Source organism: Cardiobacterium sp., assembly GCF_057314735.1.
This window is the reverse complement of the sequence record NZ_DBHKZK010000070.1, coordinates 1-14475: the sequence shown is the minus strand read 5'-3', so window position 1 is coordinate 14475 and position 14475 is coordinate 1. Positions and strand designations below refer to the sequence as shown.

Genomic DNA, 14475 nt, shown 5'->3' with positions numbered 1-14475 from the left:
AGGGGAAATTCCGCTTGTACCCGCAGACTCCAAACAGGTTCTAACATAGGCCGACATCAAAAAATCACTCACAAAAAACGCCGACGGTCGTCGGCGTTTTGCGTTGGCGTGGCTTACTGCACTTTCTTCGCCCCATAAGCGCCGCGGTAGGCTTCATTGCCAACGGCGCGGCTGAACTGGCCGCCCAGTTCCTCGCCGCCGCCGTAGAGGCGGGCGTTACCCGTTCCGCTTTCAAAGCGTCCGGTATTACCGTTCCAGTTAAGCGTGTCGCTGAAATCGAGGCGGGCATCGCGCGTCGCGTTGTTGCTGGTGACGTTCAGGCTGCTGCGCGTGGCGTTGTGAATATTGAGACTGAGCGTTTTGCTGCTTTGGCCGTAATCGAGGCGGGCGCTGACGTCGGCATTGACGCGGTCATGCTGGCCGAGGTCGCCGATGGCCGTGCCGCGGTAATTCGCGTGCAGCTCGGCGCCGTCGCCCGGCACGAACGGTTTGCCCACGTTGAGATAGGCTTCCGGCACGCCGCTGTTGTCGCTGATGGCGCCAAAGGTCTGGTACGACCAGCCGTGGTTGCGCGGCGGCAGCAGGTTGATGCGGTGCTCGCGACCGAGGCTGACGAGGTGGGTGTCGCCGCCGCCGAGGCGGTCCAGCGGTGCGTTAATCGTGAGGCGAGCGGCGCTGTCGTATTGCACCGCGTTGCGCACGGCGTCGCGGGCGGCGGCGGGGTCAATCGGGGCGATGAAGCGGTAAATGCTGTTGGTGCTGCCGCCGCTGAAGGTTTGCGCCCAGTAGTATTTCCAGACGCTGTTCGGGTCGTAGTAGTAGCCGATGCCGATGTTCTGGAAGTCTTTGCTGATGATGGTGTCGTAGTGGTGCGGGCTGTTGCGCCAAGCCTGAATGATGCTGGCGGCACTGCCGTTTTTGTCGGCGCCGATGTTTTCGGCAAGCGCGCCGCGCCCGCTGAAATTGGCGTCGTCGAGCGGGTTGGCGCCGTTGGCGCGTTTGTGCTCAATCTGTTGTCCCTGGGTGGCGAGCTCTTTGGCGCGGATGGTGGCGTAGGCGGCGAGGCTGTCGTTGTAAGTGAGGGGCGCGAGGCCTTTTTCCGCGCGCAACTGGTTGGTGGCGGCGAAGGCTTCGTCCAGCTTGGCACGGGTGGCGGCGTCCGGGCGGGCGACGCTGCGCGGCGGCAGCATGATGTCGCCGAGGCTGACGTCTTCCAGCACCGCCTGTGGTTTGTTGTCCGGCGTGGCGACCGGCGGCGCGGGTTTGGGGTCGGCGGGGGTGTTGTCGCCGCCACCGCCGCAGGCGGTGAACAGGAGCGGGATGAGGAGGCTGATGGGGGTGTGCAGTTTCATGGCGGGTTCCTTTGCGGGTGCAATAACAGGTTTGAAACTAATGTCAGGAAGGCATCGTTTGGCTCCCTCCCCTGCAGGGCGTGTTAGCGCCCGCAGCGGGGGAGGGTTGGGGAGGGGGTAGCGAACGTAATGACCACAAAAAATATGACTTGCTTCAATACAACATCATTTCCTGCGCCAACAGGACAATACAGTTCCATCGCCGCAGCGGATGCCAAAATGCCATATGGCGAAACTGGCATCAAACTTGTGGAGCGCCTTGATTTACCCCCACCCCGTCCCTCCCCCGCTGCGGGCTTCGCCCTGCGGGGGAGGGGGAATACTTTTTATAAGGCCTTGACGAGGTTTTCGACCATCTCGGCGGAGTGCGTCGCCGCCATTTGCAGGAAAGTCTCGAAGCTGTATTCCGCCTCGCCGTCGGCAAGGTCGGACAGCGCGCGGATGATGACGCAGGGGCGGGCGAATTGGTAGCAGGTCTGGGCGATGGCGGCGGCTTCCATTTCCACCGCGAGCGCATCGGGGAAATGCGCGCGGATGCGCGCGATTTTGTCGGGGTGATTGATGAACTGGTCGCCGCTGACAATCAGCCCGCGGTGGATGGCGGCACCGTCAAAGGCGATGGCGGCGCGGGCGGCGTGCTCAATCAGCCCGGCATCGCTGTCGTAGCGGGCGGGCATCTGCGGCAACTGGCCGATGGCGTAGCCGAAAGCGGTGGCGTCGGCGTCGTGGTGCGCGGTCTGAATGCCGACGACGACATCGCCCTGCTTCATCCCGCCTTGCAGGCCGCCGGCGCTGCCGGTGTTGATGACGCAGCCGGCGCCGAATTTCTCCAGCAGCACGGCGGTGGTGATGGCGGCGTTCACCTTGCCGATGCCGCTCTGCGCGAGCAGCACCGGTTTGCCCGCAAGCAGGCCGCGGGTGATGGCGATATGCGCGACTTTTTCCTGTTGCGCCTGGCTGATGCGACTGTGCAGCAGGGCGACTTCCTGCTCCATCGCGCCGATGATGGCGACGGGGGCGGTTTTTCGGGTCATGTCTGTGTTCTCCATATGGATTTTCGCGGCGCATTGTACGGGATTCGCGGCGGCAGATGCCACGCTTCCCTACCCGGGCGGCGCCGCTTAGCAAAATGCTTGCCAACCCGGTAAAAAACTTTTTCTTTCCGCCGGTAAGTTCACATTTATAATGCGCCGCGCCGTAAATCCGCGGCGTTTTCAAACCAGGAACTCACCATATGGAATTGACGAACCTCTCCGTGGCGATCATGGTCGCCCACTGACTAATATCGTCCTTGCCCGTCGCGACCTGGAGCGCGAGGAAGACCGGGGCGTACGCGCGCAATTCACCGGCGGACTGGAAGCCGAGCCGCTCGCCCGCGACGGCAAGCCGCAAACGACGCCAAGCCTGCAAGTCTCGAACTTTGAAAACGTCGATATTCTCGCCGGTTCATTCAAACAATTCGGCTCGGCCGATTTTAGCAAGGCGGACAGCCGCCTCGATCCGGTGACACACGACATTGACACCCATATCGAAAATAATCTCGACAAAAAAGGCGAATTTACCCGCGAACGGGTCGATCACGTCTATACCCTGCGCTATGAATACAAACAGCCGTATGTGGATTATCCCAATACCAATGTTGGCAATGATCCAGCTGTGCATCGGGCATTGATGGATAAAAAAGAAGGAACCGAATTTCTTAAACCAGACCAGCCAAAATATCCGCTGGCAGAAATGGAAGCCAATCTGAAAGTCGATTCCACGTATTACACCCAGGAAGGGCGTGATATTACCCGCCATGCACCCAACATTGGCGTCGGGCCGTGGCCGATTCCGTGGGGACAAAAATTTGATAACAGCATTACGCGCAATGGCAATATGGGAATTGCCGACGGTAATACGCGGGATCCCAATAATGATGCCAGCTATGCGCACAAATGGAAAAACAATTCTGCCGATGATTATGCGGTGGACTGGAGAGTACGCCAATATAGCGGCACCTGGCCCAATGGCGCCTATCCGCAATATATGGCAGAAACGCCGTATTATCCCAACTATGTCCCGGGACAGCCGCGTTATCCCAATGAGTCTTACCGCAAAGAAACTTAGGGCAGATTTGGCGGTGCGCTCAACGCCAATCCGAACTACACCCACGAACATATCTATCTGGATCGCGATGACTTCACCGCTATTCGCCAGCACAAATCATTGCGCCCGCTGAAAAATCCGGTGCCGAATGACTGGAAATGGACGCTGGTGCAAACCTGGAATTATCAGGAAAGTTACGATACCGGACGAAAAGACGCCAGTGGCAATGCCATCTATGACTGGCGGGCTGCCAGTCCCGTCAATGCGTATAACAAGACGAGCGACTGCGGCAACAATTGCGCCGCAACAGGCACCGGACAAACCCGCAACTGGAAACTGACTGTTGAGTGGAAAGATGCCGCCAACCAGGGGAACGGCAAACAAGGCGAATTTCGCGGCCCGCATTACGACGGCTGGCGCGAAGAATTGCAGAGCGGTTCCCCCTACGACGGCTACCCCATCCGCTATAGCGATGAACGCATCTGGAAACCCGGCACCCCCGGTTACAAACCCGAATACGAGAAAAAATTCGGCGCCAACCTCATCTGGTGGAGTACCCAAGACAGCGCCTTTGAAAACTGGGCGACGCTGGAAGGCTGGGACCCGCGCGCCCGCCGCGTCGATAACAACGTCGATGGCGAAGGCAAGGAAGCCCTCGTTTGGGGCGAAGACGGCAACAACCAGGGCGGTCCGAAAGTGCGCGACCGCGACCTCGAAATCCAGCCGACCGGCGACATCACCAACGGCCTCATTCGCGTTGGCGACAGCGACCCGTACCGCAACAGCAACAATCCCGGTCGCGCCACCCTCGGCGAAGAGCTGAAATGGGAAAACGGCAAATGGGTCGATCACCACAACACCAAGACGCGCATCTTCGGCCATTACCACCTCGCCTGGGCCGACCAGGAAAAAGGCCAAATCCAGCCGGTCAGCCTGAACAGCTACAGCGGTGCGCGTTCCTTCGTCGCCCAGGTCAAAAACAAGCTGGCGGTTTCCTCCAAACAGCAGCGGACCGTAGGCGGCAAAAGCTATATGCATGAATTTTGGTCGGATCTGGAAAGCCCGCCGAACGAATACAGCATCGGCGCCATCCCCACGACCCTCAAATATGTGCAGTACGGGCGGGTGACTACCAAACTGGACCTCGCCGACGGCGAAAACCTGCTGGATAACGGCTTCCTCCGCGCGCCGCTCACCTACAAAAACGACCCGAACGGCGTCGATCACTACTTCTTCCGTGGGGTGAACGCGACCAGCATCGAGCAGATGGCGGCGCTGCCGAGCGATGCCGTCTTCCAGTACAGCGGCCACGCGCTGATGTACGGCATCAACAACCGCTTCCACGGCATCACCGGCGATGCCAACAACGTCGGCGGCGGCCATTCACTGCCCAACGCCTTCGACTTTGACCAGGCCAAAATGGGGCTGGGTAACTTCGTCGATGCCACCTTTAACGTCGGCCAGAAAAAAGTCACCGGCGACGTCTATAACGCCTGGTTGCAAAGCCTGGACAAACCGACCGTGCTCAAGGACAAACTCGTCCACTTCCAGGGCGATGTCATCGGCAACACCATCATCGGCACGGCAGACCGCGCCTACATCCCCGGCAACGACGAAGCCGCCTTCCGTGGCGCCTTCTTCGGCGAGAATGCCGACGAAATGGGCGGCGCCTTCAACTCGGTCAAGCCCGACGACAAATACGGCTCCGCCTACGAATATGGTGACTGGGGCGGCGTCTTCGGCGCGGCCAAAACCGGCGGCAGTGGCGGCAATACCTTCCAGGGAGACGACAGCAACAACGTCTACGGCAACAACAATCCGTAACCGTCCGCAAAAACAAAACGGCCTCGCAAGAGGCCGTTTTTTATAGCCATCCACCGAAAGTTTCAGACAAGGCGCGCCGCTGTAGCCGCGAAATTGTCGCTATTACCTGGATGGTGCGCCGAGGCGCACCCTATGGCGGATTCCGTGCGTAGGGTGTGTGGCGGCGCAGCCGACACGCACGCGGGGAATTTTGCATCGGGAACCGCGTGCGTGCCTGCGGCACACACCCTACGCGCAGCATCCCCGGCGCATCGCTCAGATTATGGGCGACGGTGTTGCTATATCAGCGGCATTGTAGGGTGGGGCTTTCCCCACCACGGATGCGATTGCGGGAAACCCGACCGGACAAACCGTAATCCGGCTCAAAGGAGCGCACGCTCGCGTTCCCCGTTTTTATAGCCATCCACCGAAAGTTTAAGACAAGGCGCGCCGCTGTAGCTGCGAAATCGTCGCCATTACCTGGATGGTGCGCTGAGGCGCGCCCTACACGCACAGCATTCCCGGCGCATCGTCCGGATTATGGGCGACGGTGTTGCTATATCAGCGGCATTGTAGGGTGGGGCTTGCCCCACCACGGGTGCGATTGCGGGAAACCGACCGGGCAAGCTGTAATCCGGCTCGAAGGGGCACACGCACGCGTTTCCCGTCTTTCACCGCGTGCGCGTCGGCTGCGCCGCCACACGTCCTGCGCGCAGAACCAGCCTCCGGCGTGTTTATGCCGCCGCGGGTGGTGTTTGCCGGAAATGGCGGATGGCGCCAAGCAGCAGGCAGCACGGCAGCGAAACCGTCAGCAGCAGCGACAGCCAGGCGAAGCCTTGCTGTGGCGCGGTGGTGGTGGCCGGGCTGAGCATCAGCAGCAGGATGAAGAAGAACAGGGCAAGCACGCCCGCTTGGTCGCCGTACGGCAGCGGCAGTCTGGCGCGGGCGAGGTAGAGCCAGAGGAGGAAGGGCGCGAGCAGAAGCAGCAGCGCGGCGTGCGCGGTATTGGCCGCATGGATGTCGGTTTGCGCGGGCCAGATGTCGGCATGGATGAGCTGCGCCGGGATGCAGGTGAGGAAGGCGGCCAGCAGCAGCGCATGGCCGCAGACAAGCAGCAGGCGGTTGGTTTTTGCGCTGATGGGGTGCGCGGGCGGCGCAACCCGGACGGGTTCCCCCTGCCGGGACGCGGATGACTTGAGCGCGCGCAGGCAGCGATGGATGACGACGGCGTCAAAGGCGAGTTGCAGCGGCGCGAGCAGCAGGCGGTGAACGCCAAACCCGGCCAGCCATGAAGGAACGAAGCACAGCACCAGCGTGATGCCCAAATCCTCAAAGCGGGCGGGGCAGCGCTTCGCTTCGCCGCGGCGGACACGCCGGTCGTTCACCACGAGGAAACCGCTCACGATGGCGACAAGCGGCAGCAGCAGCACGTTGAGCGCGATGTCGGCGCCACGGGCGACGGTCGCCGATGGCAGCAGGAAGCCGGGCTGGGTCAGGTGGGCGATGGCGTTGCTGATGGCCATCGCCAACAGCAGCAGGTAGGCGGTGGTGATGAGGCGCAGGGCATTTTTTTCGGTCATGGTGGTACTCCTGTGGACTGATACCGAGTAAAAACCGTCCGCCGCAATATGCACGGACAGCGCTCCGGTCGGATTTCGTCCCGACCGTCCCGCTATTGTGCAGGTTATGGCCAGCCTGATAAAGCCCGCTTTCCGCATCGCCCCTGTGTTTTGCCGGTCATGGCGTGGAGGGGGCCTCTCTAAGGGGCTGAAAATTTGGGGAATCGCATTTTTCCGTGTGCTTGTGTAGGGAACTAAAAACCGGGAAAACAGCCAATACACCCCCTCTCCCTGTGGGACTGGGACAGCTCGCGCAGCGAGATAGGGTTGGGGTGAGGGTGGCAAGTAGTTGAAAAAGCAGAATTTCAGTTCATGAGCTATATCGCTCACCCCCACCCTGGCCCTCCCCCGCTGCGGGCTTCGCCCTGCGGGGGAGGGGAATTTCGCTTTTACCCGCAGCTCCAAACAGGCTCTCAAAGAAACGCATCCAGCACGTTGTTGAGCAGGGCGAAGCCGCGTTCGGTCGTTTTCAGCCGCTGCTCGATGGCGGACTCAAGCAAGCCCTGCGCGACGAGGCGGTCGAGCGTCGGGCGCACATCGTCCAGCGTCAGCGCGCTGCGCTCTGCTAAATACTGCGTCGGCACGCCGTCCTTGAGGCGCAGCGCGTTCATCATAAATTCAAAGGCTTGTTCGTCGCGCGGCACGGTGAAGCGCTGGTCGCGGTAGGGGTTGCCGTCCGCGCCCGCCGCCTTTTGGTATGCCCCCGGCGCGCGGTATTTACTGCTGCGGCTGATGACGCCGTCGCGCGTCTGTTTGCCGTGCGCGCCCGCACCGATGCCGAGATAGTCGCCGTATTGCCAGTAGTTGAGGTTGTGGCGGCAGGGCTCGCCCGCGCGCCAGGCGGAGGTTTCGTACTGGCGGTAGCCGTGCGCGGCGAGATGCGCGCTGCCCGCCTCAAAAATGTCGATTTGCGTGTCCGTGTCCGGCAGGGCGGGCGGGTTGGCGTAAAAGGCGGTGTTCGGCTCCAGCGTGAGCTGGTACCAGCTCAGATGCTCCGGCGCGAGTGCAGTCGCCTGTTTGAGGTCGGCCAGCGCACCGGCGACATCTTGCCCCGGCAGGGCGAACATCAGGTCGAGGTTGATGCGGGTAAACCCCGCTTTTTCGGCGATGGCGACGGCGCGCAAGGCCTCGTCGCGGTTGTGGATGCGCCCCAGCGCCTGCAACTGTGCCGCGTCAAAACTCTGCACGCCGATGGAAAGGCGGTTCACCCCGGCGGCGCGGTAGTCGGCGAATTTGGCTTGCTCAAAAGTGCCGGGGTTGGCTTCCAGCGTGATTTCGCAGTCATCCGGCAAGGGCGTCAGGCGGTTGATGCCGTCAAGCAGCACGGCGATGGACGCGGCGCTGAACAGGCTCGGCGTGCCGCCGCCGATGAAGATGGTCTCAATCGGGCGCGGGTCGAGGTCGTGGGCGAGGTCGGCGAGCAGATGCCTGACGTAGGCGGCTTCGTCAACGGGGGCGCGCAGCGCGTGCGAGTTGAAGTCGCAGTACGGACATTTGCGCACGCACCAGGGGATGTGGATGTAGAGACTTTGCGGGATGGGCATGAAACGGGGCTCAGGGCGGGAAAAACAACCGCCGCTATAATACGCGCCCCTCGCACCACCCCCATTCCAAAAATGCACCTCACCGCCATCCGCCTCGCCGGCTTCAAATCCTTCGCCGACAACACCACCTTCCCCGTTGACGCGCCGCTGACCGGCATCATCGGCCCGAACGGCTGCGGCAAATCCAACATCATCGACGCCGTGCGCTGGGTACTTGGCGAAACGGCCGCCAAACAGTTGCGCGGCCAGGCGATGACCGACGTCATCTTTGCCGGTTCCAAAAACCGCCGCGCTGGCGCACAGGCGAGCGTCACCCTCAACTTCGACAACAGCGACGGCAAAGCGGGCGGGGCATTTGCCGAATACGCCGAACTCAACATCACGCGCAAAGTGCAGAGCGACGGCCAGTCGCAATACAGCATCAACGGCAAGCGCGTCCGCCGCCGCGACATCGTCGAACTCCTACAAGGCACCGGCGTCGGCGCGCGCAGCTACGCCGTCATCGAACAAGGCATGATCAGCCGCATCATCGAAGCCAAGCCCGAAGAACTGCGCGTCTTCATCGAAGAAGCGGCGGGCATCGCCCTCTACAAAACGCGGCGCAAAGAAAGCGAAGCGCGCATGAGTGACGTGCGCGACCACCTCACCCGCCACGACGACCGCCTGCACCAACTGGGCAAACAGCGCGACAAACTCGCGCAAGAAGCCGAAACCGCCAAAACCTGGCGGGCGCTGCAAGCCCAAGTCCAAGCCGCCAGCCACCAACTGCAAAGCTGGCAATACCACCAACTGCACCGCCAGCACGAAGCCGCACAAGAACAATACAGCCGCGACCGCGCCGCACTGAACGACCTCTTTGCCCACAGCGGCATCGACGAAGCCCACCTCGCCGCGCTCGAAGAGAACCTCGCCGCCGCCAAAGCCGCGCACCACGCCGCCGAAAACGAAGCACTACAAAGCGCCGCCCGCCTTGCCCAACTGCGACGCGAACTCGAACAAGGCCGCCAACAACAACAACACCTCGCGCAAAACGCGCGCGAACAACAAACCCGCCTCGCCCGCCTTGCCCAACAACACGACGAAGACCACGAACAGGCGGCGCAGCACCAGGCCGAAATCAGCCGCCTGCAAGCCGAACTCGCCGAGAGCGCCGCCGCGCTGGACGCCGCCCGCCTTGCCGCCGAAGAAACGCGCGCCGCCGCCGAAAGCCAGCGGCACCAACTGGACGCGCAGCGCGAACACCGCCACCACGCCGAAAACCGCCACTACAGCGCCGCGCACCGCCTCAGCGAAGCCCAAACCCAACTCGACCGCCTCGAACAACGCCTTGCCGCCACCGCAGCGCCTGCCGACGACAGCGACGACCTCGAACAAGAGACCCTGCAAGCCCAACACGACACCCTCGCCGAAACCCTGCTTGCCTGCGAAGACAGCGTCGCGCAAACCGCCGCCGCCCTCGCCGCCGCGCAACAACAACACGACCACCTCCAAACCCAAACCCGCGCCGCGCAAACCCGCGCCGCCGGACAACAAGCCGCCCTTGCCGCCCTACAAAAACACCAAAACGCGCCGCCCGAACAACCGCCCGAACTCGCCGCCGCGCCGCAACTGCTTGACCATTTGCACGTCGCGCCAGAGTGGCAAACCGCCCTCAGCCGCTACCTCGGCGCACGCCTGCACGCCGCCCTCGGCGAAGAACACTGGCAAACCGCGCTCGCCCACCAAAGCGCGCAACTGGCGCGCGGCAGCGTCCCCGCCGCCTGGCAGGTGCACATCCAGAGCGACGCCGACCTCCACCCCTGGCTCGGCGCACTCCAGCCACTTGCCGCACACGACGCCGACATCGCCCGCGACCAACTCGCCCCCGGCGTGCAGTACCTCACCCTCGACGGCAGCGTCATCAGCGACAACAGCGTGCAACCAGCGGCAAGCGGCGACGACCAACTGGCGCGACAACAACAAATCCACGACCTCGAAGCCGAATTACAAGAAAGCGAAACCACGCTACAAACCCTCGAAACCGCCCTCGAAAGCGCTGCCGACAACCTCGCCCGCGCGCGCGCGGCAGACGAGGCGACCCGCCGCCAACAACAACAAAGCGCACAACAACAACGCGACCTCGCACACCGCCTCGCCCTGCTTGCGCAACAAACCGCGCACCGCGCGCAACTGCGCGCACAACAACAGCGCGCCGCCGAAGCGCTTGCCGAAGACATCGCCGCCGCCCGCCGCCAACAACAACAGGCGCAAGAAGAAGCAACACAGGCCGCCGCCGCCCTTGCCGCCTTGCCGCCGGTGAGCGCCTTAGAAAGCGCCTTCCGCGCCGCGCACGACGCCTACCAACAGGCAGACGCCGCTTGGCAACAACAACAAAACGCACAGCGCGCTAGTGAAGCGGCGCTTGAGCAGCACCGCGCCCACCTCGTTGTCGGCGACAAACAGGCGCAGCGCCTCGCCGCCGAACGCCTTGAAGCGGAAGAAACCCTCGCCGCCCTACAAGAACAAAGCGAAACCCTCGCGCTTGAGCTTGAAGAAAAACACTTAAGCCACGAAACGCGCGAAGAAGAACACCAACAATACGAACAGCGGCGGGCGCAGGCGGCGCGTGCGGTTGAAGAACAGGCGCACCACCTGCACCGTGAACAAGAAGCGCTGCGCGAACGCCAGCACCAGCGCGCCCTTGCCGAAGCGCGCCTTAACCACCACCAAGAAAACCTCGCGCAAATCCAGCAGCAGTTGCAGCGCATCACCGCCGAACTCCTCAGCGAAGGGCGCGAACCGCTTGCCATTGACGACGACAACCCGCCGGACGAAGCGGCGCTTACCGCCGACATCCGCGCATACAAACAGCGCATGGAAGCGCTGGGCGCGGTCAACCTCGCTGCCATTGCCGACTACGACAGCGCCGTCGCCGAATACCAGCACCTCGACGAACAATGCCGCGACCTGCGCCAAACCCTCGAACTGCTCGAAGAAGCCATCGCCAAACTGGACAACGAAACGCGCAGCCGCCTGCAAGACACCCTCGAAATCGTCAACCGCCACTTCGCCAGCCTCTTTCCGCTCCTGTTCCGGGGCGGCGAAGCCGCACTCGCCTGGACCGAAGGCGACATCCTGGAGGCGGGCATCACCATCGCCGTGCGCCCGCCGGGGAAAAAAGTCAAAAACCTGAGCGTCCTCTCCGGCGGCGAAAAAGCGCTGACCGCCCTCGCGCTCGTCTTCGCCCTGTTCCGCCTCAATCCCGCGCCGTTTTGCCTCTTGGACGAAGTCGATGCGCCGCTGGACGACGCCAATGTCGGCCGCCTAAGCGCGCTCCTGCGGGAAATGGCGGGGCAGACCCAATTCATCGTCATCACCCACCGCAAACGCACCATGCAAACCTGCGACCAACTGATTGGCGTCACCATGAGCGAACCGGGCGTCTCCCGCCTCGTCGCGGTGCAATTCGGTGATTAAGCAGGGTGGGCTTGCCCCACCGCCGCAACACCATCGCCATAACCCGGATGCTGCGCGTAGTCATAGGGGCGACCCGGCGCACTATTAATGAAAAACCGGGCGCGATGCCCGGTCTATTTTTTGCTGAAAAACCGCCGCGTCAGCCAGTCGCCGAGGCGTGGGGCGAGCGGATAGAGGCGGGCGGCGGTTTCCATCAGCCGCGGGCGGTTGATGTCGCGCACGCGGCGATTGAAGGCGGCACAGATGGTCGCGGCGAGCGCGTCGGCATCGGTCAGCCAGAAGCGGCCCAGCGCCTGCTGGTAGGCGCCATCCGGATCGGCGTGGTCGAAGAAGGCAGTCAGCATCGGCCCGGGATTGACGCTGGTGACAAAGACGCCGCTGCCCGCCAGCTCCAGGCGCAGGGCGTTGCTGTAGCCGAGCAGGGCGTGTTTGCTCGCGGCGTAGGCGGCAGTCTTCGGCGTGGCGATTTTGCCCGCCTGCGAGATGATGTTGATAATGTGGCCGTGGCCGCGCGCCACCATCGCCGGTGCCAGCGCGTGGATGAGCTGGATGGGGGCGAGGGTGTTGAGGCGCAGCATCGCCGCCGTTTCGCCGTCGGTCGTCTCCAGCGCGGGTTTGAACAGACCACTGCCCGCGTTGTTAATCAGAATGTCGGGCGGCGGCAGGGTCGGCAGCCATTGGGCAACGGCGTCGGCATCGGCGAGGTCCAGCGGGTGCAGGGTGATGCTTGCGGCGCGGTCGCAGGTAGCGGCAGTTTGCGCGAGGGCGTCGCGGCGGCGGGCGACGAGGTGGAGGTGATGGCCGCAGGCGGCGGCATGGCGGGCGATGGCGCCGCCGAGGCCGGAGCTGGCGCCGGTGATGAGTAGGGTTTGCGGGTTCATGGGGCGGTCTGGTGGGGGTTCGGCGCGAGTGTGCCGACGGCGCTGCGGGCTGTCAAGCGAGGCGCAGGCTGGTTGGGCGCGTCTTGCCGCTCGTGCTGCGGTGGATTTCGCGGAAGCCCAGCGCTTGCCAGAAGGCGGCCAGCTCCTCGCTGTGGCCGTAGCTGACGCCGAGTGGTTCGGCGAGGTCGGCGCGGGCGCGGGCAATCAGCGCGGCGGCGATGCCCTGGCGGCGGTGCGCAGCGTGGACGGCGATGCGGCTGACGCGGGCGAGCGGGCGGTTGTACGCCGGGTTTTGCGTGCGGACGAGCAGTTGTTGCAGCAGCAGGCGGCCTTGCGGGCGGCGTTCGCCGCGCATGACGGCGTTAGCGAGGTCGGGCGGCAGCGGCGTTTCGTGGCGGATGTGCAGCACGCCCGCGACTTGCGCGCCGGTTGTCGCGATGTAGAGGCTTTGCCCGGGCAGGTCGAGCAGTTGTTTGAGATCGTCCGGGCTAGTGCGGTAATGCGCTTGGTGCAGCAGGCTGTAGATGGCGCGCAGGAGCGTTTCGTCAGCGGCGCGTTCGTCGCGGCTGACGCGGCGGAGGGTCGCGGGCGCGGGCGGCGTTGCCGTTTCCGGGTGGAGGAGGAAGGCGTTTTCCAGGATTTGTTCGAGCGGGTCGTGGTGCGCGTGGCGCAGCGCTTGCTGGTGGCGATAGACGCGGGCGGCGTCGCGCGCGGTGAGCGCGGGCAGGACGTGCAGGCTGAAGGCGCGACCATGGCCTTCGTAGCCGTCTTCGGTGGCGGCCACGGTGTAGGCGGGGTAATGCGCGGTGAGGGCAAGCAGTTGCGCGGGCGGGATGCTGGCGGCTTCGTCAATGACCAGATGCGCAGCAGGCGGCAGGCGGTTCAAGGCATCGTCCGGCGGCAGAAAAATGCAGTTCGTGCAATCGGGCAGGAGCGCACGCAGGCGTTCGAGGTTGCTGCGAAAGGGGGTGACAACCAGCACGCGCACGCCGCCGAGCCAGCGGATTTTTGCCGCCAGCCGCGTGGTTTTGCCACGGCCACGGCGGCCAAGGATGATTTGCGGCTGGTGGCGGTGTTCGATGGTATCCGGCGGCGGCGCGGTTTCCGCTGCGCCGGTTTCCGCAATCAGGCGGCGCAGGCGGGTATTGAAATGGTCGCGGCAGGCGGCGAGCGGTTCGCCGTAGTCGAGCAGGCGGCGGTGGTCGGGGTCGCCGTAGGGATAGTGTTCGGGCAGATAGAGGCGAGCATCGTGGCCGTCGCCGAGGGTGGCAGCGAGGGCGGCGAAGGCGTTGGGCTGGAGGCCGCCGCTGGCGTCCCAGTCGAGACGGTCGCGCGTCTGGCCGAGGTAACGGCGGTAGTCGCGCGAGGCGAGGTCGCGGCCAAAGACATGGCTGGCGGGCAGGGCGGCGGGGGGAACAAGGAGGAGGCGGCGCATGGTGCGGTTCGGCTGGCGGGGCATTGGTGGTCGCCGTCATATTGGATTGTTGTTGGCGATGGGGCAAGCCCCGCCCCGCGTTTATGAAGCAAGGTCGGTGCAATAGCCGACCTTTGGGAGTGGGCAGGTTGGGTTAGGGGGCTCTAGGCGCTGTTTACAATTGGCCATAACATGATGATTTCATTCGCAGGTTTGGTTAAGGCCTGTTTACCATTCAGCCGTAAACACGCCCAAGCCAATGCGGTTGCGTGGCGACGATTTTGTGAGCTACATCATTAGTTTGTAGGGTGTGTGCCG

Annotated in this window: 9 protein-coding genes; 3 read left to right on the top strand and 6 right to left on the bottom strand. The window is 63.5% G+C overall.

Going from position 1 to position 14475, the window contains the following annotated elements; genetic code table 11:
* Nucleotides 1-113: 113 nt before the first annotated feature.
* Both ACO54Z_RS10490 and ACO54Z_RS10485 read right to left on the bottom strand, forming a co-directional pair.
* Nucleotides 114-1352 carry a CAP domain-containing protein gene (locus ACO54Z_RS10490; RefSeq protein WP_485996961.1) on the bottom strand — a complete coding sequence of 413 codons (1239 nt, stop codon included), beginning with the start codon at nt 1350-1352 and terminating at the stop codon, nt 114-116.
* 326 nt (nt 1353-1678) lie between these two features.
* Complete coding sequence (locus ACO54Z_RS10485) at nt 1679-2386, bottom strand: 5'-methylthioadenosine/adenosylhomocysteine nucleosidase (RefSeq protein WP_485996960.1); 708 nt, start codon at nt 2384-2386, stop codon at nt 1679-1681.
* A gap of 151 nt (nt 2387-2537) precedes the next feature.
* Here ACO54Z_RS10485 and ACO54Z_RS10480 point away from each other — a divergent pair, with 151 nt between their 5' ends.
* Together ACO54Z_RS10480 and ACO54Z_RS10475 are read left to right on the top strand one after the other, a co-directional pair.
* Entirely contained in the window at nt 2538-3461 is a 924-nt protein-coding gene (locus ACO54Z_RS10480) for a hypothetical protein (RefSeq protein WP_485996959.1), read from the top strand.
* Nucleotides 3462-3560: 99 nt separating this feature from the next.
* On the top strand, nt 3561-5264 hold the full coding sequence (locus tag ACO54Z_RS10475; RefSeq protein ID WP_485996958.1) for a transferrin-binding protein-like solute binding protein: 1704 nt from the start codon (nt 3561-3563) through the stop codon (nt 5262-5264).
* A 713-nt stretch (nt 5265-5977) separates the two neighbouring features.
* Here ACO54Z_RS10475 and ACO54Z_RS10470 read toward each other — a convergent pair.
* The gene (locus tag ACO54Z_RS10470; RefSeq protein ID WP_485996957.1) at nt 5978-6823 is read right to left on the bottom strand and encodes a hypothetical protein; all 846 of its coding nucleotides are present in this window, start codon (nt 6821-6823) and stop codon (nt 5978-5980) included.
* 452 nt (nt 6824-7275) lie between these two features.
* Nucleotides 7276-8406, bottom strand: a complete 1131-nt coding sequence (hemW, locus tag ACO54Z_RS10465; protein WP_485996956.1) for a radical SAM family heme chaperone HemW — start codon at nt 8404-8406, stop codon at nt 7276-7278.
* A 72-nt stretch (nt 8407-8478) separates the two neighbouring features.
* Here hemW and smc point away from each other — a divergent pair, with 72 nt between their 5' ends.
* Nucleotides 8479-11862 (top strand): chromosome segregation protein SMC, encoded by a 3384-nt coding sequence (gene smc, locus ACO54Z_RS10460; RefSeq protein ID WP_485996955.1) that lies wholly within the window; start codon nt 8479-8481, stop codon nt 11860-11862.
* 113 nt (nt 11863-11975) lie between these two features.
* Here smc and ACO54Z_RS10455 read toward each other — a convergent pair whose 3' ends face one another.
* Nucleotides 11976-12743, bottom strand: a complete 768-nt coding sequence (locus ACO54Z_RS10455; RefSeq protein WP_485996954.1) for an SDR family NAD(P)-dependent oxidoreductase — start codon at nt 12741-12743, stop codon at nt 11976-11978.
* Between the two features lie 52 nt (nt 12744-12795).
* Nucleotides 12796-14178 carry a GNAT family N-acetyltransferase gene (locus ACO54Z_RS10450; RefSeq protein WP_485996953.1) on the bottom strand — a complete coding sequence of 461 codons (1383 nt, stop codon included), beginning with the start codon at nt 14176-14178 and terminating at the stop codon, nt 12796-12798.
* Between the last annotated feature and the right edge of the window lie 297 nt (nt 14179-14475).